The organism is Marinobacter excellens LAMA 842 (genome assembly GCF_001574445.1).
Lineage (GTDB): Bacteria > Pseudomonadota > Gammaproteobacteria > Pseudomonadales > Oleiphilaceae > Marinobacter > Marinobacter shengliensis.
In genome coordinates this window covers 127,064-152,899 of record NZ_LOCO01000001.1, presented here as the reverse complement: position 1 = coordinate 152,899, position 25,836 = coordinate 127,064, and the positions used below count along the sequence as shown (strand labels likewise).

Genomic DNA, 25,836 nt, shown 5'->3' with positions numbered 1-25,836 from the left:
CTGTGATCTGATCAACGTTTCAGGTAATGACTGAAATCGACATCACCGGCGGAGAGTATCGCCTGGACGCGGTTGTGAACTGCTAGCTTGCGCAGTATTGCAGATACGTGGGCTTTCACTGTGGTTTCGGCAATGTTCAGGTTGTAGGCAATCTGCTTGTTTGACTCGCCCTTGGCCATGCGCTCTAAAACCAGTAGCTGGCGACGGGTGAGAGAGTTGAGCATTTCCGGTGAAATCGCGTTTTCATCGTTTCTGTGTTTGCGAGAGTGGTTTTCTTTGCTGGTACGAATGATATCTGAGGGGAGGTAGACATTGCCGTTCAAAATCTGTTGAATTGCCCCTGTCATTTCTGACCGTGGGGATGATTTGGTAATGAATCCGATGGCGCCATAGGTTATCGCCTGCAAGACAACTTGCTTGTCCTCTTCCGCCGACACAATCACCACAGGAAGGCTCGGAGCTTCATTGCGAAGTGTAATCAGTCCATTTAGACCGTGCATTCCCGGCATATTGAGATCAAGCAATATCAGATCAAGATCATCGGTGTTCTTTGCGATCTCTAATGCATTGTCGAGGTTTTCAGTTTCGATTATCTCGGTATTTTCAAACCCTGAAGCAATGACGTTGCTGATTGCCTCCCGGAATAAAGGGTGATCATCGGCTATGAGAATCTTGTAGGCCGGTTCCATGGGGTTTATCACCTGATTTTGTTGATCTTCAGAACGCTTATTATGAACATGATAGCTCTTATCAGCGGAGCGTGTCTGAGCGAATGGCATCGTCATGTGGTCTCCCGGGGTGGCTTTGCCGCCAGTTATTGTTGTTCAACATTCATTACACGACACCCTCGGGCAGCAATAAATGAGACCATGGGATTGAAACGGGTAATACCAAAGTACTGGTTTTGCCGCCGTGACGTTTAAAGAACTTTGGTTCGCTGTGGAGAGAAACCGCGAACGGCAAAAAGTGCCAGTAATGCCGTGCTTGCGATGGCGAAGCCCAGTGACTGGGGATGCCAGGACAGCGTCAGGGCATGGCGGATAGATTCAGTAACGTGAGTAAAAGGGTTTGCCATTGCCAGGCCATAGAGCAATCCGCTTTGACCTTGAAAATTCTCGGCAGGGTAAAGGGCTGAGGACAAAAAGAACACCGGGAAAATGACGAAGTTCATGACACCGGCAAAGCTCTCCAGCTGCTTGATCCAAGTTGCGATCAGTAGACCGAGTGAGCCCAGCATCAATGCGGCCATCAGAAAAACGGGCAGAACAAAAAGCAAGGGTATCAGCCCGATGTCGACCACTCCGGTCATCCAGGCGATCGCGAGAAAGGCGCTCGCCTGGATGACTGATAGTGTCCCCATGGCCAATAATTTAGACGATAGCAGAAACCAGCGGGGCAATGGGCTGACCAGCATTACTCTCATACTGCCAACTTCCCGATCATAAACGATGGACAGAGCGCTCTGCATGCTGTTGAAGAGGATGGCCATGGCACAGAGGCCGGGTACGAGATAGCTTTGATAGCTGGTCGTCTGGCTGGAGCCCGTCAGGTTGTATTCGCGGTCCGAGAGGCCGAGGCCGATGGCAAAGATAAACAGCCAAAGTAAGGGGCGAATCAGCGCTGTGGCAAAACGGTTTCGTTGTTGCCAGAAGCGCTGCCATTCCCGGATCTGAATGCCCAGATAAGCGTGCCAAAAGAAGCGGACTTTCATTAGGGTTGAGCCTTGCCAAGAGTTTGAACTAGCTCTCCAAGATCGGCGGAATCAGTTTGATGGCACAGAGTCTCGGCAATGCCCTGCATTTTTAGCCGACCTTCGTGAAGGAGCAGTACGTTATCCTTTGGCCAAATTTCGTCAACCAGGTGGGTGGCCCATAGCACAGTCAGGCCTTCATCGCGGCAGAGCTGGTGAATATGGCAAATGAGTCCATGTCGGGTATCCAGGTCCAGACCAGTAGTTGGTTCATCGAGAATCAGAAGGCTGGGGCTGTGCAAAAGCGCGCGCGCTAGCTCCACACGGCGCTGATGCCCGCCGTTTAGTGCCCGGACACGAGTCCCGGCGCGCCCTTCCAGACCAAAGCGAGCCATTTCGCGGTCTATCGCCTGGCGCCGGTCCTTTCGGTTCATTCCCTGGAGTGCGCCGTGGTATTCGAGGTTCTGCAATACCGTCAGATCAGGGTCAAGAGCGCTTTGCTGAAAAACAACGCCAAGCGATTTCATCGCCTCCGTCGCATGGCGATCTAGCAGGTGCCGTCCCAGTCTGATCTGCCCTTGCTGTAGTGCCAACAGGCGGGTAATCAAGCCGAACAGGGTCGTCTTTCCGGAGCCATTCGGCCCCAGAAGCCCGTGAAATTGCCTTGATTTAAGCCGAAAGCTGAGGTTTTTCAGGGCTTCACGGCTTCCGTAACGGAAGCTCACCTCGGTTGCCTGCAGTTCCATAGTCGCCAGATCCTGTCTTGCATCGGTCCAGCATAGGGCATGGCGTTTGGCACCGGAATATTCGGAAAGTAGCAAAGAGTTGGTACTAAAGAACCATTTTCGGCCCAAGATGGGGGGATAGGATAAAAAAGGGAGACTGTGAAACTCGACGATTGTCCTTGGAGGCAACGATGCGGATATTGCTGGCGGAAGGTCAGAGCATTACGAGAGAGGGGGTCGCCTGCCTGCTGCGAACCATGATGCCCGGTGTCATTGTTGACCAGGCAGATTCCGGCGCCGGGGCGCTGTCCCGGTACGCCGAGCAGACGCCCGATATTGTTGTCACCGAGCTCCTGCTTCCGGATTTTTCGGGTCTGGAACTTTGCAAGAGACTGAAAGCGCGCTGGCGTCGCAGTGCCGTTCTGTTTGCGTCGGTGATAGATGACCCTGCCCTGGTTCGCCAGGCTCTGGATGCCGGGGCTCTGGGGTATGTGTCACGGAATTGTCGACCGTCCGAGCTCATAGCCGCTGTGCGTGGGGTAGCTGACCACCAGCTTTACCTTGAGCATGCGCTTGCCACGCGTCTGGCATTTGCCACTCAGGGCATTGAGGATTCGCGTCTGGGTGATATCACTCAGAGAGAGCTGGAGATAATGATCCTCACGGCTCGTGGTTACTCAACCCGGGAGGTTGCTCAGTGCCTCAACATCAGTACCAAAACGGTGGCGAATCATCTGGCGGTTCTGAAAGGCAAGCTGGGCATCAATTCGTCGATCGAACTGTTGCACCTGGCCGCGGATGCGGGGCTTGTGAATTATGGGAAGGTCGGGAAGCTTTCAGAATCGGCCTCCCACCTTTCCTGATTTTATAAGCTGGCCTGATTCTGCAACTTGCCTCACCAGTCAAACGGGCAACCATCGCAACCTTCCATGAAAGTGCCTTCAAACGTTGCGAAATGAATCCGGGTACCGTTCATGTTGGCATTCGCCAGGTTCGCGTGTCCCAATTTTGCCTCCTGAAGATTGGCACCAAACAGATTGGATCCTGCGAGATTTGCCTTCGGCATCCAGGAAATCTCGAAGCTGGCAAAGTTGAGATTACAATCAACCATGGTGGCACCTGAGAACCTCGAAAAATCGAAATTGGCTCCGGTCATATCGGTCCCTGTGAAATCGGCGCCCTGCGCGAACAGGTATTCTGCCTGCGCACCCTGAAAGTTGGCGTTTCTGATTTTTGCGCCGCGAACGTCGGCCCGGTACAGGTTTACCCGGTGGGCGATCACCTCATCCAGTTGCGCACCGCTCAAGTCGGCTCCCCGCAGGTTGGCGTGGCTCAGGTTTGCCCCGGTCAGGTTGGCGCCCTCAAAGTTGGCCTGCTTCAGGTCCATGTTCGAGAGATTGGCACCGCTCAGATCTGCGCCTCGGCAGTCGGTTTTGGGTTGCAGCTTGCAGCCATTGATCTCGGGAATCTTCAGGTCGGCCATGTAGTCGTCGGCAAGTGCCGGCGTGATAAACGCAGTCAGCGCGATTGCTACCAGTGTTTTCATCATTGTTCTCCCGGGTACAACATTCACAGTGTTGAAAATGCCAGGCTGTTCAAGCCTGGCATTTATCCACGAACCATCTCGTGGCCTTGCGGTTTGCTTAGTTGGACGCAGTCGCCCAGGACGGGATCTTGAACACCCAGAAGGAACCGCCTTGCGAAATCGGCTTGGTCAGCTCAGCCATGTCGCCACCCCAGAGAGGAACAGCGCCACCGTAGCCTGAAGCAATACCGATATACTGCTCGCCATCCATCTCCCAGGTGACCGGAGAGGAGATGATTCCGGAGCCGGTCTGGAACTTCCAGAGCTCTTCGCCGGTTTCGGCGTCAAACGCCTTGAAGAAGCCATCGCCGGTACCTGTGAACACCAGACCGCCCTTGGTGGTCAGTACACCTGCCCACAACGGCAGACGCTCTTTGTGCTCCCACTTGAACTCACCGGTCATCGGGTCCATCGCACGCAGGATGCCCACGTGATCGTCGTACATGCGCTTGATGCGGAAGCCCTGTCCAAGGTAAGCAGCGCCTTTCTTGTAGGTGACTTCCTCAGTCCAGTAGTCCTCTTTCCAGTGATTAGCCGGGATGTAGAACAGTCCGGTGTCCTGGCTGTATGCCATCGGGTTCCAGTTCTTGCCGCCCAGGAACGGAGGAGACACTTCGATGGACTCACCGCGGGTTTTGCCTTCCGGAACAGGTGGCGGACGCTGTCCTTCTACCTCAACCGGGCGACCGGACTCCAGATCGATGTGAGTCGCCCACGTGATGTTGTCAACGAAGGGGAAGGCCTTCTCGAGTTTTCCATTGGTGCGGTCAACCACGTAGAAGAAACCGTTACGATCAGCGTGCGCCGTAGCCTTAACCTCACGCCCGTCTTCGGTGTACTCGAAGAGCACCAGCTCGTTGTTGCCGGAAAAATCCCAGGCATCGTTTGGTGTGTGCTGATAGAACCACTTCACTTCGCCGGTGGTAGGATCTACGCCCACCTGACCAGAGGTATACAGGTTGTCGTAATCCAGGGGATTTCCACCGGGAGAGGTGCGTGCCCAGGTGTTCCAGGGCGCGGGGTTACCGGCACCTACGATGATGGTGTTGGTCTCTACATCAAAGCTGGCGCTTTGCCAGGGTGCGCCGCCACCATGGCTCCAGGCCTCAACCTTTCCGGTGTCGCGGGAGGGATCATCCGGCCAGCTGGGTGCACGGGGGTCGCCGGTAGGTGTGCTTTGCTCGCCATTCAGGCGACCATAGTGACCTTCAACGAAGGGACGCATCCAGACTTCTTCGCCCGTATCAGGATCGCGAGCAAACAGTTTGCCGACCACGCCGAACTCGTCCCCGGAGGAGCCGTGGATCAGCAGAACTTTGCCGCTCTTCTGATCTTTGACCAGAGTCGGTGCTCCGGTCATGGTGTAACCCGCTTCGTGATCGCCGAATTTCTTGCGCCACACGACGTCACCGGTGTCTTTGTTCAGGGCTACGATGCCGGCATCCAGGGTTCCGAAGAAAACCTTGTCGCCGAAGATTGCGGCGCCCCGGTTAACGACGTCGCAGCAGGGACGGATGCCCTCGGGAAGGCGGTGGCTGTACTCCCAGATTTTCTCCCCGGTTTTTGCGTCCAGAGCCCACATCCGGGAATAGGAACCGGTGACGTAGGCGACGCCGTCATGAATCAATGCCTGGGTCTCCTGGCCCCTCTGTTTCTCATCACCAAAAGAGAATGACCACGCCGGGACCAGGCGATCTACGTTGTCTCGATTGACCTTTTCCAGCGGGCTGTAGCGCTGGGCCTTGGGGCCAATGCCGTAACCCAGTACATCCTGGGTTGTTTCTGCGTCGTTGAGGATATCCTCCCAGGTAACGTCTTTGGCCTGTGCCTGGAGGGCAAATCCCGCCGCACAGCTGAGGCCAAGCGCGAGGCTGACGCTACGCAGCAGGGGGCGTTGTTTAAAATTTGTTTTCATCACTTTCCCCTTGATTGTTGTTGTGACAAACGCAATTCGGTTGTGCGTTGACGCCTAGAAGTATTAGCGCGCCCCGTCCAGGCCGGCGACGGATAAACACACGGTAAAAGCAGGATTATTGGAATCGGGAGGTGGGAAAAATTCCCGGCACCCCTGGTATGCGATGATTTTTATCAAGTTTTCGAGGTGAGCCCGGGCGTCTCATGCTTTGGCTGCTGTTCCAGCAGCGTACTACCAAGGAACTAGGTCGGGAAATCGAAAGTGGAGTTACGCGCAGGCTTTGGCCTTGCATAGACTGGTTTCAATCAAGTGGCAGTCCCGAAACGGACGCCGCAGGCATTCAGATAAAACAAAAGGTAAACCGCTATGATGTCTAGCATCAGCCTCAGAACTCTCATCCTTGGAGCCGGTCTGGCGTGGACCATCGCTGCCTTTGGTCATGGAAACGTTACGCCTCAGCCGGTGGATACCGGTGATCTGCCGGACCTTGGCACAGAAGCACTGAAAGAGAATCCGTTCCGTGCAGGCAACGAGTACGGCAACCTCAATGCCCAGGCCGTGGAGGTTGGCAAGAGTGCCTACGCAGGCAACTGCGCGGGCTGCCACGGCATTGAGGCGCAGTCTGGTGGGTTGACGCCGGATCTCCGGGAACTGACCGAGTGGGACGACGAGTACTACATTGGGCGAGTCATGAATGGCACCGAGCGCGGCATGCCCTCTTTCAAGAGCAATCTTGGTCAGACCGCAATCTGGTCCATCCGCACCTACGTCGAGTCGGTCTCGGGGAACTGAGCCGGTCCAACTGTTGTACCTTCTTCTGTGTGAAAGGGGCTGCCTTCGGGTAGCCCCTGTTTCGTTCAGGCCGCCTGGTTGCGGGCGGTCTCACTGACCGACTGGTCGATTTCCTCATACAGCTTCCGATCCGTCTGCCCGATCGGCAAGTCGTAGGTGATGGTGGCACCAAACGCCTGTGGATCGTGGGGGTCGTTTCGCACCTTATCGAACACCAGTAGACGTGTACCCAGGTAAAAACCCTCTTTAAGATCGTGAGTTACCATGAAGATGGTAGTACCTGTCTCCTGCCAGAGTTTCAGTAGCAGGTCGTGCATGTCACCGCGAATACCCGGGTCCAATGCGCCGAAGGGCTCATCCAGCAGCAAAACCCGTGGGCGCATGATCAGCGACTGGGCAATGGCGAGCCGCTGCTGCATGCCGCCGGAGAGTTCGTGGGGCCATTTGTTGGCGGATGGGGCCAGGCCCACCGACTCCAGCATGGCGTTCGCTTTTTCGAGAGCTACCTTTCGGGCGCTGCCAAACAGTTTGCCCAGCCAGGGTTTCTGTTCCAGTTCCAGACCCATCAGTACGTTCTGTCGTACGGTCAGATGGGGGAAAACCGAGTAGCGCTGAAATACAATGCCACGGTTACGATCGGGTTCGGCGGGAAAGGCGGCATCATCAAGCAGCAGTTCGCCACGGGTCTGGGTTTCCTGCCCCAGCAGCATTTTCAGGAAGGTGGATTTTCCGCACCCGGAAGCCCCCACCAGCGTGCAGAATTCACCCTGTTTGACGGACAGGTTGAGGTTTTCCAGAACCACCTGGTCACCGTACTCTTTCCAGAGATTGTTAACAGTAATAAAGCTCATCAGTGGCCTCCGGCGTTGTACCACGGGAATAATTTACGATTGGCAAGGCGCAGCAGTTGGTCGATGACGATGGCAAGAATGGTGATCCAGATAACGTAGGGCAGGATCACATCCATGGCCAGGTAGCGCCGCACCAGGAAGATCCGATAACCAAGGCCTTCGGTTGACGCGATGGCTTCAGCGGCAATCAGGAACAGCCAGGCAGGCCCCAGGCTAAGCCGAACCGAATCGATCAGGCGGGGCAGTGTCTGGGGCAGAGCCATGCGAGTGATCACCTGCCACGAATTGGCTCCCAGGGTCTGGATCTTGATCAGCTGTTCGCCGGGCAGTTCCCGGACTCGCTGTGCCACATCCCGCATCATGACCGGCGCCGTGCCAATGACAATCAGCATCACTTTGGACAGCTCGCCAAGGCCAAACACTATGAACAGAATGGGCAGTATCGCCAGCGGTGGCACCATCGACAGGGCGGAAACCAGGGGAGCGAGGTTGGCCCGGACCAGGGGCAGAACTCCGTTCAGCAAGCCCACCACCAGCGCCAGCGACGCAGCAATACCCACCCCCATACCGAGGCGCTTCAAGCTGGCGGCGGTGTCTTCCCACATCAGGTAGTTACCGCTGCGCCGGTCTTCCTGAAAGGCCATACGGTCAACCGCTGCGGTCATCTGCTCGAGACCAGGTAGGAGTTTGTCATTGGGGTTGTCGGCCAGGCGCTGCTGGGAGGCCAGGCTGTATATCAGCATGATCAGCAGAAAGGGCAACAACCCCAGCAAGGTGGCTGAAACCCGCCCGGGGTGGCGGTTGATCAATCGCATAATCGGTCTCCTGTGGTCACACAACACGACAAGGTGATCGCGGGTTGGCATCCCTTGCGATTCGGTCTCCCGGGCTTTTGTCCCGCCGTGTAACCTCCAAGAGGTCGGTAACTCTCGGACCAGCCATCCTGCTGTTGATGATCACAGCCAGGACCGGAACCCTAGTCACCCATTTGTCTTCGTTGTACTGCCGCACGTGTTGCGGTGTTGCTGCGAACGGACTGCTTTCAGAAAACAGCGTTTGCTTGTCGGTTTGGTAACAAGCCTTTGCAGATGGCGTGCCAGTTCCCGTATTGCCGTACTCGAGGTGTTGTCCGGCTATGTGATTGCTGCTGAGCTGCGCTATCCCGGTGCATGGCCGCACAGGGCGCACCGTTATGGCGCCTGCCCCGACAGCAGTTCTTCGGCGGCAGCCAGAATCTTTTGCTGGCTTTGTGATTCTCGCCCGGGGCCCCCGGCAATGTGGCCCCAGTCAGACGCCAGCACCTCGAGCCTGGCTCCCGGCATAAGCAGGGCATCCTGTTCCGCATCGTTGGCGGTAAAGTAGAGGTCGGTAGAGCTCGGTATAACGCGCGTTGGCATGATTAACGCGGCAAGCGCCGCCTGATAGTTGCCCTCAAACACCGGGTTGTTGCTGATATCTCCCTGCTGCCAGGTGTTGAGAACCGACAGCAGGTTATTGGCATCTTGCGCCAGGTGGTCCTCCTCCCAGCAGTGCAGCAATGCTTCAATGGATTCGAACCCCAACTCACGCCAGCGCTCGTGGCGAAAAAAAGCCTGGGAATATGCCCAGCCGGCATAGACCCGGCCAAAGGCCCGGAGACCTCGTTCTGGCGGCTGTTGATAATGGCCCTCATGAAACCTCTGATCGCACGTCAGCGCGGCTTTTACGCCCTCCAGAAATACCCGGTTGTGCGGGTAACAGCGGGCGGTACAGCAGGTGGCAAGCACGGCGCGGACCTGCTCCGGAAACAGGCAACCCCATTGCAGTGCCTGCATGCCCCCCATGGACCAGCCCATCACCAGGGCCAGGCTGGCGCCGCCGAACACCTCGTCTACCAGGCGTTTCTGCAGCATTACATTGTCGTACAGGCTGATGGCCGGGAAGCCGGCGCCGGCCTGCAGCCCTGGCGTGTTGGAGGGGGAAGACGATTCACCGGCACCGAGCAGGGCGGGGATCACAATGCAGTATTTGCCGGGATCAAGGGGGCTGCCTGGCGCCACCCAGGGATGATTGCCCTCAGCTGCACCACCATAGTACGTGGGCAACAGGATCAGGTTGTCTTTTGGTGCATTGAGTTGGCCGATCTGATGGTAGTGCAGGCGGGTCGAACGCAGGGTGTTACCGCCGGAAAGGGGCAGGTCGCCTGCCTCAAACTCCTCTTTAAGCCATTGGTTTCCCGTCATTTTGGTTCCTTTTTGGGTGTCGTTGTCAGGTCTCGGAGATGACCTTTCCTGACTTATATATACACGCTGGCATGTATGTTGAATGGTGAAGACGTAGGAAGAAACGTGCCAGAACATTCAACGACCGCCTGTGCTAACGGGCAACAGAGGACTCACAATGACTGACCTGACCAACACCCAGGCGCTGAAACAGCAACTCACCGACGCCGGCGTAAAATACGCCATCGCCAGTTACGTGGATATCCATGGCATTACCAAGGGCAAGTTCGTGCCGGTGGCCCACCTCGGCCAGATGATGGAAGGCTCGGAGCTGTACACCGGCGCCGCCCTGGACGGCGTGCCCCAGGACATCTCCGACGACGAAGTGGCCGCCATGCCAGACGCCAGTGGCGTCGCCATCTGCCCCTGGAATCGCCAGCTGGCGTGGTTTCCCGGCAACCTGTATCTGAATGGCAAACCGTTTGAAGCCTGCTCCCGCAACATCTTCCGGCGTCAGCTGGAGGCCGCGGCCGACATGGGCTACCGCTTCAACCTGGGGATCGAAACCGAGTTCTTCCTGTTCAAGGACACCGAAAACGGCGGCTTTGCCCCGCTGAGCGACCGCGACACCCTGGGCAAGCCCTGTTACGACCCGCGCACTCTGATGGACAACTTCACCATCATGGACGAGCTGGTGGAGGCAATGAACGAGCTGGGCTGGGATGTGTATTCCTTCGACCATGAAGATGCCAATGGCCAGTTCGAGACCGACTTCAAATACGCCGACGGCCTGACCATGGCGGACCGCCTGGTATTCTTCCGCATGATGGCCAACGAAATCGCCCGCAAACACGGCGCCTTCGCCAGCTTCATGCCCAAGCCGTTTGCCGACCGCACCGGCAGCGGTGCCCACTACAACATGTCGCTGGCGGACATCAAAACCGGCGAGAACCTGTTCGAGCCAAACGGTGACGACCTGCACAGTTGCGGCATCAGCAAGATCGCCTATCACTTCATCGCCGGCGTGCTGAAACACGGTGCGGCCATCAGCGCCGTCATTGCCCCCACGGTCAACAGCTACAAACGCCTGGTGCGCCAGGGCAGTATGTCTGGCTCCACCTGGGCGCCGGTGTTCATGTGCTACGGCTCCAACAACCGCACCAACATGATCCGCATCCCCGGCGTCGGCGGCCGCATCGAATGCCGCGCGGCCGACATTGCCTGCAACCCCTACCTTGGCAGCGCCCTGATCCTCGCCGCCGGCCTGGAAGGCATCCGCGAAGGCCTGGACGCCGGCGCCCCGCACCACGAGAACATGTACAACTACAGCGATGCTGAAATTACCGAACAGGGCATCGAGTACCTGCCCCGGAATCTGGGTGAGGCGGTGGAGGCTTTCGAAGCAGATCCTTTGGCCAAAGAAGTCTTTGGCGAGGCGATGTTCAAGAGCTTTGTCGATTACAAGAAAGGGGAGTGGGAGAGCTACCAGAACCACGTGTCTGAGTGGGAGGTGAAGCGGTACCTCAAAATGTTCTGAGCATGTTAGCTTGACGACCGCGCCGGCAAGCGGGAAGGGGTTCAGGGACACGCTGTGAATACGTCCCTGTACGCTCGACAAAAACATCCATGTTTTTGACGGTCCCTGAACCCCTTCCCGCTCACCAGCGCTACTTCATGCATTGCTGTTCTGCGGCTCACGCCCGTTCGGTATTAAGGCTTACCGAGTAGCGTCCAGAACTGCCGTTGGAAAAACGGCATTTCTTTTTTCAGGGAAAACAACTTGGGCGCGAACAGCCAGGTCTGGGTAATCCCCATCAGATAGGTGTAACACAGCAAGCCCAGTTCCTTCGGATCCTCCTGCGTCGAGATCATCCCATCCTCAATGGCCCGCCCGACCAGATCCTGAAACATCCCGATAATCGACTTGGTCAACGCCCGCTCACGTTTAAGCGTGCGGCTCATGGCATCGGTCAGCTCGGTCTTGTTCAACAGAATCTCAAACGACTGCCGATACTGCCGGTTGTTGGCCAACAGGCTCAGCCATTGCTCGATAAACCGGTCCATTGCCTCAATCGGCGTATCCCGCATCGCCGCACACTCGGCAACCAGCACCTCGAGCGGTTCCTGGGAATAGCCCAGCACCGCCTCGTACAGGTCGTCCTTGTTCTGAAAATGCCAGTAAATCGGCCCGCGACTGCAACCGGCTTCCTTGGCGATACGGCTCAGGGTTGTCAGGGAGTAACCGTCCCGGCTGAACAGGGTGAGTGCGGCTTCGAGAACGGTTTGGCGGGTTTTCTCCGCATCTTCCTTGGTACGACGCATGTGTGGTTTTTCTCTCCGGCTTACTCGGAAGTTTAGGGGTGGTGTCGGTTGGGCTCTCCAAAACTGTGCGGAGCCAGGGATGGCGGAGCCCAAGCGTCACATGGATGTGCCGAAGGAGCGTGTTTTGGAGAGCCCAACCGACACCAACCCTACTCGAAAGCCAACAAAAAAGGGCACGAGTAATCGTGCCCTCGGCTGCCTTTTAAGGCAAGCAATGACGGATTCAGATCTCGCCATCCGCCGCCATCTGCATGTAGCTGTCGTTAAACCGCAACTTCACATTGCTGGAATCGCCCATAATCGAACCATCCGGAAACTCGATGCCGACAAAATCCGGACTCATCGCCCCCTGGCCCAGCAAGCCCTTATCAAACGAGAACTCACGAACGCTATCCATCGCCTCCCGGGCCTCGTCGCTGCGAATAAACTCAACCGAATTCTCCGGCTTCCAGAACATCTTCATACCCGCCAGTTGCGCCTCGTAACCGGCCTGATCGGTCCCGGAAATCTCGCCCAGAAACGCCCGTGCCTCCTGACCTTGCTCAGAGTCAGACGCCAGAATGCTCATAGTCTCATACCAGGCACCTACCATCGCCTTGCCCAGCTTCGGGTTATCCTCCAGGGTCTTGGTGTTTACCAACGTCAGATCCTTGATGTGCCCCGGAATCTGGCTGGAATCGAATAACGGCGTGGCGCCGGGATAATTGGCCACCTCGGTCAGCAGCGGGTTCCAGGTAGCCACATGGCGCACATCGTTGGTCTGGAAGGCCGATACCAGATCGGCATCCGAGATATTCACCACCCGGATGTCACGCTCTTCCAGCCCGACTGTATCCAGAGCCCGCACCAGCAGGTAATGGGACACCGACAACTCCACCAGGTGCACCGTTTCGCCCTTCAACTCCTCGATGCTTTTGGCGTCTTTGGATACCAGGCCGTCATTGGCGTTGGAATAGTCGCCTACGATCAGTGCGGTGGTATCGATGCCGGACGCGGCAGGAATCGACAGGCCATCCATACTGGTGGCTACCACGGCATCAAACTGACCGGCGGTGAACTGGTTGATGGACTCGATGTAGTCGTTCACCTGCACGATATCCACCTCGATATCGTACTTGTCTGCCCACTTCTTCATGATTCCGAAGTCTTCGGCGTACTGCCAGGGCACCCAGCCGGCGTAGATGGTCCAGGCGATGCTGAAGGAATCCTTTTCCTGGGCCAGGGCACCCATAGACAGGGAGGCGGTCATCAGACCGGCCGCAAGACGTTTTGTAAAAGCACGTGTTTTCATGGTGTCTCTCCTCGGGTCATGCCCGTGTTTTCGGGTTCGAAATTATGTCGGTTTGTCTCGTTTCCTGATTACTCGGTAACCTCTTCCACGATCACCACGGGGGTTCCCGGGGCGACCGCCTGGCCCGGCTCTCGCCGCACTTCAATGACCTTGCCGGCAATCGGGCTCAGCAGTTCAATCTCCATCTTCATGGACTCCACCACCGCCACTGGGCGTTGTGCCGCAATCATGTCTCCCGGTTTGACCAGACACTCCCAGACATTGCCCGCGATGTGGCTCTCCACGGCGTGATGGCCAACTGGCAGATTGGCGATGTCGTCTTCCCCGGTTTCCTCGATGGGCGCCTCGGAGCTGAAGTTTATCTGGCCGGATTCGATCCAGCGTTGCAGTTCCTCGTCAAAGGCCTGTTTGCGCTGATCGGTGAAGGTCTGGATCTCGTCGTGGTTGTCTGCGAGGAACTGCTCGTAGTCCTTCAGGTTGAAGCGGGTGTGCTCGACCCGGATCGGATAATCCCCGTTGGGGAAGTCTTTCCGGATTTGCTGAAGTTCCTCGGCACTGACCTCATAGAAACGCACCTGGTCAAAGAAGCGGAGCAGCCAGGGTTTGCCTTCCTCGAAAAAGTCTGTGGTGCGGTATCGGTTCCACATCTGTAGGGTGCGGCCGACAAACTGGTAGCCGCCGGGGCCTTCCATGCCGTAGATGCACAGGTAGGCCCCGCCGATACCGACGGAGTTCTCTGCGGTCCAGGTACGGGCCGGGTTGTACTTGGTGGTCACCAGTCGATGGCGCGGATCAAGGGGCGTGGCCACCGGCGCACCCAGGTAAACGTCGCCCAGGCCCATCACCAGGTAGCTGGCGTCGAATACGGTCTTCTTGACCTCGTCGATGCTGTCCAGGCCATTGATGCGGCGAATGAATTCCAGGTTGCTCGGGCACCAGGGCGCATCCTTGCGCACTGACTGCATGTACTTGGCGATGGCCGTCTGGCAGGCCTCGTCATCCCAGGAAAGGGGCAGGTGCACAATTCGCGCCGGCACGTCCCACTCCGGTTGTTTTTCCAGCTCCTTTTCGGCGCGAATGAGCAGATCCAGCAGTGTGCGCTGGTTCAGTGTCTGGCTGTCGTAATGCACCTGCAGGGAACGGATGCCGGGGGTCAGTTCCAGAATGGCGTCGTGATTCTGTTCGCGCAGCCAGAGCATCAACGCGTGGGCTCGGAACCGTAGGCGGATGTCCAGTTCCATCGGGCCGTATTCCACCAGCACATAGTTGTCGCCGGCGGCCCGGTAAACCACGCCGGTTTCGTGTTCGTTGGTGCTCAGCGAGTCCAGAATCGGAGTGATTGGTTTGATGGGGGTGATGCGGGCGGTGGCGGCAGTCAGTGTGACGACCGATTCGTCCAGGGCTTCTCGCAGGGCTACCGCCTGATCCTGGCTCACCGGCACAAACTGCACCTTGTCGCCGGCTTTGAGCTGGCCCAATTTCCAGAGGTCGGCGCTGATCACCGTTGCCGGGCAGACAAAGCCGCCCAGGCTCGGGCCATCGGGCCCCAGAATCACCGGCATATCACCGGTGAAATCCACGGTGCCTACGGCGTAGGCGTTATCGTGAATGTTGGAGGGGTGCATGCCGGCCTCGCCGCCGTCGCTGCGCGCCCATTCCGGTTTCGGGCCAATCAGGCGCACGCCGGTGCGGCTGGAGTTGTAGTGAATTTCCCACTCGCTGGCGAAGAAGGTGTCGATGTCCTGACCGGTGAAATAGTCTGGAGCTCCGTGGGGGCCATAGGTAACGTGCAGCTTCCAGGTCTTGCCAATGGTCGGTTTCAGGTCGGCGGGCAGGGTGATCGGGCCGGTGGGTTCAGCGTCTGCCAGTGCCAACACATCGCCAGCCCGCAGTGCCCGGCCGCAGTGGCCTCCAAACTGACCCAGGGTAAAGGTACTGTAGGAGGTCAGGTATTGCGGGCAATCCAGCCCGCCGCGGAATAGAACATAGGCCCGTGCGCCGTCGGCGGTGGTGGCACCCAGTTTCAGAGTGGCGCCGGCGGGCACATCAATCACCTGCCAGAACTCAACCGGCTCATCGTTGAGCGTGGCGTCCATCGGCGCCCCCGTGAGGGCAATCTGGGTGGCACGATTGAAGGTAAGCACGGGGCCCTTGAGGGTAACTTCAAGCCCGGGGGCTCCTTCCGGGTTGCCCAGCAGGCGGTTACCGAGGCGGAACGAATAGCTGTCAAACGGGCCGGACGGCGGCACGCCGATTTCCCAGTAGCCGATGCGGCCGGGGTAATCCTGAATGGTGGTCAGGGTGCCACCGCTGAGCACATCCACCGTGGCTGGGCGGTATTCGAATTCGTTGAGGGTGCGGGTGAACAGGCGGCCTTCGGCAAAGCGCGGATCGTCCAGCACCTGGCGAACGTACTTCAGGTTGGTCTCAATGCCGTACAGCTGGCTATCGTCCAGGGCGCGCATCAGTGCCTGGCGGGCCGATTCGCGATCTGGCTCGTGTACGATCACTTTGGCGAGCATGGGGTCGTAAAGCGGCGACACTTCTGTACCTGGCTGAATCCAGGTGTCGATGCGCAGGCCATCTTCGTCAGACCAGGCTACGTTGGTAAGCAGGCCTGCACCGGGCTGGAAATCCTTGTTGGGGTCTTCGGCGTAGATCCGGGCCTGAATGGCGTGGCCGGACGCCGACAGGTCGCTGGCCAGTGTCGCCAGGTCGGGCAGGGTGCCGGCACCCAGTTCCACCATCCAGCGCACCAGGTCAACACCAAACACTTGCTCGGTAACACCGTGTTCCACCTGTAAGCGGGTATTCACTTCCAGAAAATAGAACTCGGTGGTGTCCGGGTCGTAGATAAACTCTACGGTGCCGGCACTACGGTAGCCGATGCTTTCGCCCAGCTGGCGGGCGGTGGCGTGCATGCGGAGGCGGACATTGTCGGTCAGCCCCGGTGCCGGGGCTTCCTCAATCACTTTCTGGTTGCGTCGCTGGGCCGAACAGTCCCGCTCGCCCAGGGCCAGCACCTGGCCCTCTCCGTCACCGAACAGCTGCACTTCAACATGGCGGGCGTGTTCCACAAACTTCTCCAGGAACACGCCGGTGTTGCTGAAGTTGTTCTGGCTCAGACGCTGCACCGACTCGAAACTCTTGCTCAGGTCTTCCGGCCCATAGCAGCGGGACATACCGATGCCACCCCCGCCAGCGGTGCTTTTCAGCATGACCGGGTAGCCGATGGTCTCGGCGGCCTGCAGGGCATCCTCCAGGTCAGTCAGCAGTCCGGTACCGGGCAGCAGCGGTACGCCGGCGCTCTCGGCCAGCGCCCGGGCAGTGTGTTTGAGGCCGAACTGTTCCATCTGCTCGGGTGTCGGGCCAAGAAACACCACGCCCTCGGCATCGCAGCGCCGGGCAAAATCGGCGTTCTCGCTGAGGAAGCCGTAACCGGGGTGAATGGCGCCGGCTCCGCTCTCGCGGATGATCGAAAACAGTTTGTCCTGATCCAGGTAGGTGGCTGCCGCGGGACCCTCGCCCAGGGAATAGGCCTCATCGGCCTGGCGCACGTGCAGCGAATCCGCATCCGCCTCGGCGTAGACCGCCACCGAGGTCATGCCCATGTCCCGCAGAGTGCGGATCACTCGGCAGGCGATGGCGCCCCGGTTGGCAATCAGAACCTTGTTGAATGTTCGGTTCAGCTCCATACCAGCACCTCGATCGGCGTCGGGTTCCAGCCGTTGCAGGGATTGTTGAGCTGAGGGCAGTTGGAGATCATCACCAGCACGTCCATCCGGGCTTCCAGTTCGATGTATTTGCCGGCGTCGGAAATGCCGTCGGCAAAGGTCAGGCCACCGTCGGCGGTCACCGGTACGTTCATGAAAAAATTGATGTTGTGGGTGATGTCCCGCTTGCTCATGCCCAGTTCCTCGTGCTCGGTGACCGCCACCAGCCAGCTGTCGCGACAGGCGTGCATGCATTTCTTCTCAAGGGCATAACGGGTGGTGTTGCTCTCTGCCGCGCAGGCACCGCCCAGGGTGTCGTGACGGCCACAGGTGTCGGCGGTGATTTCCAGCATCACGTTGTTTTCAGAGGACATCAGCTTCGAGCCGGCGGTCAGGTAAACGTTGCCCTGCTCGCGGATGGTGTCCACGGCGCTGTAGCGCTCTGTGGGGTTGTGGGCGTTGTAGAACAAGGTGTCTGCGGCCTGGTTGCCTTCCAGATCGAGAATCCGGATGGTTTCGCCAGCTTTTATCACTTTCAGAAAATACTCACCTGCCGGGACGGTTTCGCGGAAGGCGGCGTTGTCTGGGGTCAATGCACTTTGCTTGATCATGTCCGGCCTCCGTTACTGGAACAGGTGGTAAAGAGCGTTGTTGGCGAAGGCGCGGGTGGCCTCCGGCGACGAGGTCTTGCACAGGTCGGCATCCGTCACCGGAGCCGCTTTAAACAGCTGATAGCGCACCGGGTTGCGTGGATACTCCGTGGCAGGGTTCATCGGGTGCGGGCAGGTGTGCAAAACCACCAAGGTATCCATCTCAAAGCGCAGATCGATGGTGGCACCGGCGTGGGAGTGGTTCTCGGAAAAGGCCATGTTGCCGTCGTCATCGGTTTTTACCTTGCTGAACCAGTTCAGGTTGGCGGTCAGGTCTTTCTTGCCCAGGCCATACTTGGCCAGTTCGTTGAGGAAGCTGGTGACGCCGTTGCGATGGTAGTGGTTGTGGGCTTCCTGATAGGTCTTCCTGCCCCAGCGCTGTTCCACCAGGTCGGCATGACAGGTGCCGGCCACGGTGTCGTGCCAGCCCAGGTCATCACGGATGATGGAGGCGAACACCCGGCCCATGTCCGAGAGCAGAACATGGCCTTTGGTGAGCAGGAAGGTGTGCTGGTTCTTCAGGGTGTCGGGCATGTTGTAACGCTCGAGGGGATTCTCGGGGTTGTACATCAACATGCCGACGTTGGCGCCGCCGGTTTCGTCAATCAGCCGTAGCACATGGCCTCGGCGCATGATGAATGACCAGTGGGATCCGCCGGGAATCAGATCATCGTAGAGGGGGGCTGCTGTTTCGAGCATAACCTTTTCCTTCTGGGTCGGGTGTCAAAAAACGAGAGACGTCAGTCACTGAACGATTCTCCCGGGCTTTTGTCCCGCCGTGTAACCTTGGAAAAGGTCGTCAACTCTCGGACCAGGCGTCTGCGCGACTAACCGGCAGACCGGAACCCTAGTTGACCATTGGTCAGATTGTTGCGCTTCGATGGTGGCTTCAATCACCGACTTCTCGTTGCGTGAAAAGATCATTGCAGAGTTTGTGCCAAAACCTAACTGTCCGTTTTTATTGGTTGTTTTGCTTGCGTTCAGAAGCGGCGTGAATCGCTATCGTGCATCTGCCCTGTTTTGGTGCGGGGTCACCTACTACCAAGGAACGAGTTTTTCGCCCCCAACGACGCATTCACGGAATCCGGCATGGGGTCTACATTGAATGAGTAAACGCGAAAGGCCGCGTTGCCATGCGACAAACACAACAAAGAGGTCGATATCATGATCTACGCACAACCAGGAAAGGACGGCTCCGTTGTTTCTTTTAAATCCCGCTATGAGAACTACATTGGCGGTGAATGGGTAGCGCCGGTTAAGGGCCAGTATTTTGAGAACATAACGCCGGTGACCGGCGAAGCTTTCTGTGAGATTCCGCGCTCGACCGCTGAAGACATCGAGCTGGCGCTGGACGCCGCCCACAAAGCAGCGCCGGCCTGGGGCAAGACGTCTCCCACCGAGCGTTCCAACATCCTGCTGAAAATTGCTGACCGCATTGAAGCCAATCTCGAGAAGCTCGCGGTTGCCGAGACCTGGGACAACGGCAAGGCCGTTCGCGAAACCCTGAACGCCGATATTCCCCTGGCGGCGGACCACTTCCGTTACTTCGCCGGCTGCCTGCGTGCCCAGGAAGGCCATATGGGCGAAATCGACCACAACACCGTGGCCTATCATTTCCACGAGCCGCTGGGTGTGGTTGGCCAGATTATCCCCTGGAACTTCCCGCTGCTGATGGCGGCCTGGAAGCTGGGCCCGTGCCTGGCGGCCGGTAACTGCACGGTGCTGAAGCCCGCCGAGCAGACCCCTGCCAGCATTCTGGTACTGATGGAAATCATCGGCGACCTGCTGCCGCCGGGCGTGCTCAACATTGTTAACGGCTACGGTATTGAAGCCGGCCAGGCTCTGGCCACCAGCAAGCGCATTGCCAAGATCGCCTTTACCGGCTCCACCCCGGTGGGCTCCCACATCCTCAAGTGCGCGGCTGAAAACATTATCCCGTCTACCGTTGAGCTGGGTGGCAAGTCACCGAACATTTACTTCTCTGACGTGATGAAGGCTGAGCCGGAGTTCATCGACAAGTGCGTGGAAGGTCTGGTGCTGGCGTTCTTCAACCAGGGCGAAGTCTGCACCTGCCCGTCACGGGCGCTGGTTCAGGAAGACATGTTCGAAGAATTTATGCAGAAAGTGGTTGAGCGCACCAAGGCCATCAAGCGTGGCAACCCGCTGGATACCGACGTTCAGGTGGGTGCCCAGGCGTCCAAGGAACAGTTCGACAAGATCATGTCGTACATGGAGATTGGCCGTCAGGAAGGCGCGGTTGTGCTGACCGGTGGTGACCGTGAGCATCTGGAAGGTGAATTCAACAACGGCTTCTACATCCAGCCGACCCTGTTCAAGGGCGACAACAAGATGCGTGTGTTCCAGGAAGAAATCTTCGGCCCGGTGGTGGGTGTCACCACCTTCAAGACTGAGGAAGAAGCCTTGGCCATCGCCAACGACACCGAGTTTGGCCTGGGTGCCGGCGTCTGGACCCGCGACACTAATCTTGCTTACCGGATGGGCCGCAACATTCAGGCCGGTCGGGTATGGATGAATTGTTACCACGCGTACCCGGCCCATGCCGCGTTCGGTGGTTACAAGAAGTCCGGTGTTGGCCGTGAAACCCACAAGATGGCGCTGGAGCATTACCAGCAGACCAAGTGCATGTTGACCAGCTATGACACCAACCCGCTCGGGTTCTTCTGATCTGCAAGTGGCAGTTGGGGCCCATCCACACGGGCCCCGTTTCGTGTGACCGCACAGGGACGGTGCACATTGTTGGCCTGGCATTTGTCAGGTAGCTCCTTCGCGGAGCGCGGGATCTTTCTGCACTCTCCTTAGGCCCTTCCCAGGGCCTTTTTTATTCCTCTATTTTTACAGCCGTTTACGCTACAGTGAGGGCGACTTCGTAAATTGTTTTCTGGCTGAGGCAGAGTGCCGGTGCTCCGGCGTTTACCTTGGCACCTGATTCGAGGAGGGCATATGTTCAAAGGTATTCTGATCGAAGGCAGCCGGGGCGACCAGCAGGTGTCCCTGAAGTCCATAGATGAAGCGCAGTTACCGGAAGGCGATGTGACTGTGGATGTGGCATACAGCACCCTGAACTACAAGGACGCTCTGGCCATTACCGGTCGTGCGCCCATTGCCAAGACCTATCCGATGGTGCCGGGCATCGATCTGGCCGGTGTGGTGACGGAATCGTCCAATCCCGACTTCAAGGCCGGAGACGAAGTGGTCCTGAACGGCTGGGGTGTGGGTGAGAAGCACTGGGGTGGTCTGGCCCAGAAGGCTCGACTCTCTGGTGACTGGTTGATCCCGCTGCAGGCTCCGTTCACGGCTCGTCAGGCCATGGCCATTGGTACGGCCGGTTACACCGCCATGCTGTGTGTCATCGCTCTGGAGAAGCATGGCGTGAAGCCGGAGTCTGGCGACATTCTGGTGACCGGCGCCACCGGTGGTGTTGGCAGTGTGGCAGTCGCCATTCTGGCCAAGCTGGGTTACTCCGTGACCGCTGTGACTGGCCGGAAGGAAGAAGAAGCCTATCTGAAGTCGCTGGGCGCCAAACAGATAATGGATCGCGCTGACCTGAGTGAGCCCGGAAAACCCCTGGCCCGCGAAACCTGGGCTGGCGCGGTGGATGTGGCTGGCGGCCAGGTGCTGGCCAATGTCTGTGCCGGCATGAAATACCACGGTGTGGTCGCCGCCTGCGGCCTGGCCGCCGGTATGGATTTCCCGTCCACCGTCGCCCCGTTCATTCTGCGTGGCGTGACTCTGTGTGGTATCGACAGTGTGATGGCCCCGAAAGCAGACCGCCTTTACGCGTGGAAACGATTGGCCGAGGACCTGTCCCCGGAGCTGCTCGACAGCATGATCACCGAAGTCGCCTTCGATGATGCCATTGATGCGGCCAGCCGTCTCATGGACGGCAAGATCCGCGGCCGTATCGTTATCCCCGTAGCTGGCTGAATCAGGCCCCGGCGGCGTCCGTGGCCAGAATCCGTGCCTGCTTTTGTTGCTGCTTGTTGCGGACAATAGCATCCACGCACTGATTCTGGTCGCGGAGAATCACCACGCACTCCAGGCACTGGATACACTCGTCGTAATCAATCCGGCCATCCTTGCGAATGGCATTGATGCCACAGGCATTCTTGCAGTGCTGGCAGGGCTGGCCGCAACGGTCAACCCGCTCCAGCCAGCTGAAGATCCGGAATTTGCCAAGCACCGCCAGGCCGGCCCCCAGGGGGCACAGGTAGCGGCAGTAGAATTTGTGGATAAACATGCCCACCGCCAGCAGGGCCACGGCGTAAACCACAAACGGCCAGTAACGCACGAAGAACAATGTAATGCTGGTTTTGAAGGGTTCCACTTCAGACAGCTGTTCCGCCAGCGTCAGCGAATAAAACGATGCAATAACGATGGCCAGCAGCACCGGGTATTTGATCAGGATGAGCTTCCGGTGCCAGCGCTCCGGTACCTTGATTTGCCGGAAACGGAGTTTCTGGCCCAGCCAGGCGGCCATCTCCTGCAGCACGCCAAACGGGCACAGCCAACCGCAGAACACCCCCCGGCCCCAGATGAACAGGGTGACGAACGTGTACGTCCATAGGATGAAAATCACCGGGTCCAGCAGGAACATGTTCAGGCTGAAACCATCCCTGATGGCCAGCAGCAAGGTGTAGATATTCACCACCGACAACTGGCCCTGGGCGTAGAAGCCGATAAAGAACAGGGTGAAGAACAGGAAGCCCCAGCGAAACCGATGAACCAGCTTCGGGTGTCGGGTCAGGGTTTTCTGGCGGGCGAAGAAAATCGTCAGCAGAGTGAGGCTCAGCACCAGCAAGGTAATTTGCCACCAGCGCTCTTTCCACAGCCCCACCCACATCGGTTCCCGGGTCTGGTCCGGCCCGGCGGCAATGTCTACCGTCTCAAACAGTTCCTCCGGGAAAGCAACGGGCAGCTCGAAACGGGCGGTGTCCACCACCAGGTGGTTGCGGGCCAACACGGTATTGAGAGTCAGTGTGGATTCGACCCCGGGGTTAAAACCGGCGTTGCCACCGACCCGGAACAGGTTAACCGCCGTCATCTCCGGCACACCGGCAGCGGCGAAGCTCTGGCCGGTTTCCAGCCAGTTCAGGTCTCGCATCTCGACAGACAGCTGATTCTGGCTCAGACCAAACCGGTCCGGAGTGCTGCCCGGCACAAAGTCCGCGCCAATGTGGGGGTAACGGCCCCGAGACATCACCAACATCACCTTGCCGTTGTCGCCAAGGCGCTCCCTGAAGGCCTGGTATCGATCGTCGCCCAGCAGGTTGCGACCGACCATGGGGGAGTTCATATAAGCCAGGTAGAGTTCCGAGAAAGCCTCGCCAGGATCGGGCTCAAGGTTGCCAGGATAGTCCGACAGCGGTCGGCCCAATTGCTGTTCCACATCCGCGGCCGTTACCTCGATGCGGGTGACGTAACCCCGCTCCAGCAGTTGCTCCCAGGTGAGCGGTTCGAACAGGTCCTGGCGGGCCCGGGTGGGTGCAGCCTGGGCGAAGCCCTCGAGCTTGTTGCGGGCCACCTGCAAGGCCGAGGAGAGCACCGAATCGTTGATGATCAGAACCGACACCGTGGCCTTGCTGACGCCATCAAAGTACACCACATTGCCGGAGGAAGTCCGGCCCGAACGGCCCGAGGAACTCACCACAATCTGCTCCGTCAGTGCGCGCCCCTCGTACTGATCGACAAATTCGTAGAGTGATTCCTCCCCCAGGCCATGAAGGAATACCGGCTCGTGGTGATGCAGTACCCGCACGCCGGTGAACCGGCCCCGTGTATCCAGGCCGATCATCATGGTAATCGGCTTGCCGGCAAAGCCCGGAAGTTTGCTGAAGTCTGTTGAAACGTAGGCGTAACCCAGCAGTTCCTGGAGCTGGTAAACCGGATACACCGGGAAATCCGCCAGTTGCTCTTCGATAACGGTGGCCGAGGGAAACAGATCCTGGATGATCTGCCGGGTGTCGTCGGAAAGTTCTGCCCGCAAGGGCGTTGCAGCCAGACAACAAAGCAGTAGCGAGAGCAGAAAGCGCCCGGCCATGGTGGTCTCCTGAAGTTATTATTGTCCTTCTCCCATGCTAGGCCGCTGGGGGTTGGGCTCAATTCAACCTCGGGGGCAAACGATTGCTACTTTCAGCCGGCGGAAAACAGTTCCAAAGTACCATATGGGGTGCCAGCGTCTGTGATTACGATGATTGTGTGCATCTGGCAAACGCCCGTTCGCACCACCATGCAACGCACTAATAATCACGACAAGAGGTGAGCATCATGTGGACCAAGCCTGCTTATGAAGACCTGCGGATCGGTTTTGAAGTAACCATGTACTTCGCCAACCGGTGAGCCCTGGCCGGCCAGCCCTTTGGCTGGTCGTTCCCGCTCGGGAGATCTGCTGATGCACCTGCACATTCTGGGGTCGGCCGCTGGCGGCGGGTTCCCTCAATGGAACTGCAACTGTCGAAACTGTGCCGGCTTCCGCGCCGGAACGCTGAATGCTCATGCCCGCACCCAGTCGTCGATTGCCATCTCTGAGGATGGCGAACGCTGGATTCTGTTCAATGCCTCTCCGGATATTCGTGCTCAACTCGCTGCTTTTCCTGCCATGCAGCCGGCGCGGGCGCTCCGGGATACGGGCATCGCCGCGGTTGTCTTGATGGATAGCCAGGTTGACCACACCACGGGGCTTCTGTCTCTGCGTGAGGGGTTACCGATGGATGTCTGGTGTACTCGCCAGGTGCACGACGACCTGAGTTCCGGGTTTCCGTTGTTCACAATGCTTAGCCACTGGAATGGCGGGCTTAACTGGCGCGAGATTCCGGCCGATGAGCAGCAACCATTCAGTCTGCCCTGCGCGCCCTCCCTTGAATTGACGGCCATTCCCTTGCTCAGTAACGCCCCGCCATACTCCCCGCGCCGGGATAATCCCCATCCGGGTGACAACATCGGTCTTTTCATTCGAGATACCCGCACCGGGCAGACCGTGCTCTATGCGCCCGGCCTGGGGCAACCCGATGCCCGCATTCGCGGCTGGATGCAGCGGGCGGATTTGCTTCTGGTAGATGGCACCGTCTGGCACGACGACGAGATGATCCGTCAGGAAGTGGGCACCAAAACCGGCCAGGCCATGGGGCATCTCGCCCAGTCCGGCGCCGGTGGCATGATCGAGTTACTGGACAGCATGCCGGCCCAGCGCAAGGTGCTGATCCACATCAACAACACCAATCCGATTCTCGACGAAGACTCGCCGGAACGGGCAGAGCTCACGGCCCATGGCATCGAAGTCGCCCGGGACGGAATGCATTTTGAACTGACGGGGCAACCATGAACGCCAAAGCCAACACCGCCATGAACCGGCAGGATTTCGAACAGGCCCTCAGAGATAAAGGCGCCTACTACCATATTCACCACCCTTATCATCGAGCCATGTACAGCGGCCGGTGCACGCCGGAACAGATTCGTGGGTGGGTCGCCAACCGATACTACTACCAGGTGCGGATTCCACAGAAGGATGCCGCCATCATGTCGAACTGCCCGGATGCTGGGGTTCGGCGGTTGTGGCTGCAGCGCATTCTGGACCACGATGGTCACGAAGGGGATGTGGGTGGTATCGAGGCCTGGCTGACGCTCGCCGAAGCCGTGGGGCTGAGCCGGGAAGAGGTGATCGACGAACGCCACGTACTCCCCGGTGTCCGGTTTGCTGTGGATGCCTATTTCAACTTTGCGCGCCGGGCAACCTGGCAAGAGGCGGCCTGCTCGTCACTGACCGAGCTTTTTGCGCCGGAAATCCACCAGTCGCGGCTCGACAGCTGGCCACAGCATTACCCGTGGATTGAAGAGAATGGCTACCGATATTTCCGTAAGCGTTTATCGGAGGCTAGACGGGATGTGGAGCATGGCCTGGCCATTACCCTGGACCATTTTGTCACCGAGGCTCAGCAACAAAGGGCGTTCGAGATTCTGCAATTCAAGCTGGACATTCTCTGGTCGTTGCTGGATGCCCTGACCATGGCTTACGTTCACCAGACACCGCCATACCATACGGTCACCGATCAGCCGGTCTGGCATCGGGGCCTGTAAGGAGCGTTAC

General features: G+C 58.3%; 22 protein-coding genes and 2 riboswitches. Of the genes, 8 read left to right on the top strand and 14 right to left on the bottom strand.

Features of this window, described 5'->3' with window-relative positions; translation table 11 throughout:
- Positions 1-11: 11 nt before the first annotated feature.
- From J122_RS00665 to J122_RS00655, 3 genes are all read right to left on the bottom strand, one after another.
- Positions 12-689, bottom strand: a complete 678-nt coding sequence (locus J122_RS00665; protein ID WP_061330690.1) for a response regulator — start codon at positions 687-689, stop codon at positions 12-14.
- Positions 690-919: 230 nt separating this feature from the next.
- On the bottom strand, positions 920-1,711 hold the full coding sequence (locus J122_RS00660) for an ABC transporter permease (protein WP_061330689.1): 792 nt from the start codon (positions 1,709-1,711) through the stop codon (positions 920-922).
- Positions 1,711-2,436, bottom strand: coding sequence for an ATP-binding cassette domain-containing protein (locus J122_RS00655; protein WP_061330688.1), 726 nt, complete (start codon positions 2,434-2,436; stop codon positions 1,711-1,713). Before J122_RS00655 ends, J122_RS00660 begins: the two co-directional genes overlap by 1 nt.
- 170 nt (positions 2,437-2,606) lie before the next feature.
- On the opposite strand from J122_RS00655, the gene J122_RS00650 reads away from it, so the two are divergent.
- On the top strand, positions 2,607-3,278 hold the full coding sequence (locus J122_RS00650; RefSeq protein ID WP_061330687.1) for a response regulator transcription factor: 672 nt from the start codon (positions 2,607-2,609) through the stop codon (positions 3,276-3,278).
- A gap of 32 nt (positions 3,279-3,310) precedes the next feature.
- Here J122_RS00650 and J122_RS00645 read toward each other — a convergent pair whose 3' ends face one another.
- Positions 3,311-3,961, bottom strand: coding sequence for a pentapeptide repeat-containing protein (locus tag J122_RS00645; RefSeq protein ID WP_082780476.1), 651 nt, complete (start codon positions 3,959-3,961; stop codon positions 3,311-3,313).
- Between the two features lie 97 nt (positions 3,962-4,058).
- Positions 4,059-5,915, bottom strand: coding sequence for a PQQ-dependent methanol/ethanol family dehydrogenase (locus J122_RS00640; protein ID WP_061330685.1), 1,857 nt, complete (start codon positions 5,913-5,915; stop codon positions 4,059-4,061).
- Positions 5,916-6,281: 366 nt separating this feature from the next.
- Between J122_RS00640 and pedF the strand changes: the two genes are divergently transcribed.
- On the top strand, positions 6,282-6,707 hold the full coding sequence (gene pedF, locus J122_RS00635; RefSeq protein ID WP_061330684.1) for a cytochrome c-550 PedF: 426 nt from the start codon (positions 6,282-6,284) through the stop codon (positions 6,705-6,707).
- A 65-nt stretch (positions 6,708-6,772) separates the two neighbouring features.
- Here the strand turns inward: pedF and J122_RS00630 are convergent, their stop codons facing one another.
- The 3 genes from J122_RS00630 to J122_RS00620 form a co-directional block, all read right to left on the bottom strand.
- Positions 6,773-7,558, bottom strand: coding sequence for an ABC transporter ATP-binding protein (locus tag J122_RS00630; RefSeq protein ID WP_061330683.1), 786 nt, complete (start codon positions 7,556-7,558; stop codon positions 6,773-6,775).
- Entirely contained in the window at positions 7,558-8,373 is an 816-nt protein-coding gene (locus tag J122_RS00625; RefSeq protein WP_061330682.1) for an ABC transporter permease, read from the bottom strand. Before J122_RS00625 ends, J122_RS00630 begins: the two co-directional genes overlap by 1 nt.
- A 64-nt stretch (positions 8,374-8,437) precedes the next feature.
- Positions 8,438-8,549, bottom strand: a riboswitch (guanidine-I (ykkC/yxkD leader).
- 199 nt (positions 8,550-8,748) lie between these two features.
- Positions 8,749-9,780: an alpha/beta fold hydrolase gene (locus J122_RS00620; protein WP_061330681.1), complete on the bottom strand. Its 1,032-nt coding sequence runs from the start codon at positions 9,778-9,780 to the stop codon at positions 8,749-8,751.
- A 157-nt stretch (positions 9,781-9,937) separates the two neighbouring features.
- On the opposite strand from J122_RS00620, the gene glnT reads away from it, so the two are divergent.
- The gene (gene glnT / locus J122_RS00615) at positions 9,938-11,296 is read left to right on the top strand and encodes a type III glutamate--ammonia ligase (protein WP_061330680.1); all 1,359 of its coding nucleotides are present in this window, start codon (positions 9,938-9,940) and stop codon (positions 11,294-11,296) included.
- Between the two features lie 173 nt (positions 11,297-11,469).
- On the opposite strand, the gene J122_RS00610 is transcribed toward glnT, so the two are convergent.
- From J122_RS00610 to J122_RS00590, 5 genes are all read right to left on the bottom strand, one after another.
- Positions 11,470-12,081 carry a TetR family transcriptional regulator gene (locus tag J122_RS00610; protein ID WP_061330679.1) on the bottom strand — a complete coding sequence of 204 codons (612 nt, stop codon included), beginning with the start codon at positions 12,079-12,081 and terminating at the stop codon, positions 11,470-11,472.
- Positions 12,082-12,304: 223 nt separating this feature from the next.
- Positions 12,305-13,372, bottom strand: a complete 1,068-nt coding sequence (locus J122_RS00605; protein ID WP_061330678.1) for a putative urea ABC transporter substrate-binding protein — start codon at positions 13,370-13,372, stop codon at positions 12,305-12,307.
- 68 nt (positions 13,373-13,440) lie between these two features.
- The gene (uca, locus tag J122_RS00600; RefSeq protein WP_061330677.1) at positions 13,441-17,067 is read right to left on the bottom strand and encodes an urea carboxylase; all 3,627 of its coding nucleotides are present in this window, start codon (positions 17,065-17,067) and stop codon (positions 13,441-13,443) included.
- The gene (locus J122_RS00595; RefSeq protein WP_061330676.1) at positions 17,058-17,696 is read right to left on the bottom strand and encodes an urea amidolyase associated protein UAAP2; all 639 of its coding nucleotides are present in this window, start codon (positions 17,694-17,696) and stop codon (positions 17,058-17,060) included. The genes uca and J122_RS00595 overlap by 10 nt, the downstream gene beginning before the upstream one ends.
- A 12-nt stretch (positions 17,697-17,708) precedes the next feature.
- Positions 17,709-18,434, bottom strand: coding sequence for an urea amidolyase associated protein UAAP1 (locus J122_RS00590; protein WP_061330675.1), 726 nt, complete (start codon positions 18,432-18,434; stop codon positions 17,709-17,711).
- A 56-nt stretch (positions 18,435-18,490) separates the two neighbouring features.
- Positions 18,491-18,597, bottom strand: a riboswitch (guanidine-I (ykkC/yxkD leader).
- A gap of 302 nt (positions 18,598-18,899) precedes the next feature.
- Between J122_RS00590 and J122_RS00585 the strand changes: the two genes are divergently transcribed.
- Positions 18,900-20,420 (top strand): aldehyde dehydrogenase family protein, encoded by a 1,521-nt coding sequence (locus tag J122_RS00585; RefSeq protein ID WP_044389289.1) that lies wholly within the window; start codon positions 18,900-18,902, stop codon positions 20,418-20,420.
- Positions 20,421-20,696: 276 nt separating this feature from the next.
- Positions 20,697-21,680 (top strand): MDR family oxidoreductase, encoded by a 984-nt coding sequence (locus tag J122_RS00580; RefSeq protein WP_061330674.1) that lies wholly within the window; start codon positions 20,697-20,699, stop codon positions 21,678-21,680.
- Position 21,681: 1 nt separating this feature from the next.
- On the opposite strand, the gene J122_RS00575 is transcribed toward J122_RS00580, so the two are convergent.
- Positions 21,682-23,793, bottom strand: coding sequence for a NosR/NirI family protein (locus tag J122_RS00575; RefSeq protein WP_061330673.1), 2,112 nt, complete (start codon positions 23,791-23,793; stop codon positions 21,682-21,684).
- A 227-nt stretch (positions 23,794-24,020) separates the two neighbouring features.
- On the opposite strand from J122_RS00575, the gene pqqA reads away from it, so the two are divergent.
- From pqqA to pqqC, 3 genes are read left to right on the top strand one after another with little or no spacing between them, the layout of a single operon-like run.
- On the top strand, positions 24,021-24,092 hold the full coding sequence (gene pqqA / locus J122_RS20080) for a pyrroloquinoline quinone precursor peptide PqqA (RefSeq protein ID WP_007153157.1): 72 nt from the start codon (positions 24,021-24,023) through the stop codon (positions 24,090-24,092).
- A 52-nt stretch (positions 24,093-24,144) separates the two neighbouring features.
- The gene (gene pqqB, locus J122_RS00570; RefSeq protein WP_061330672.1) at positions 24,145-25,074 is read left to right on the top strand and encodes a pyrroloquinoline quinone biosynthesis protein PqqB; all 930 of its coding nucleotides are present in this window, start codon (positions 24,145-24,147) and stop codon (positions 25,072-25,074) included.
- Positions 25,071-25,826, top strand: coding sequence for a pyrroloquinoline-quinone synthase PqqC (pqqC, locus tag J122_RS00565; RefSeq protein ID WP_061330671.1), 756 nt, complete (start codon positions 25,071-25,073; stop codon positions 25,824-25,826). The genes pqqB and pqqC overlap by 4 nt, the downstream gene beginning before the upstream one ends.
- The last annotated feature ends 10 nt before the right edge of the window (positions 25,827-25,836 follow it).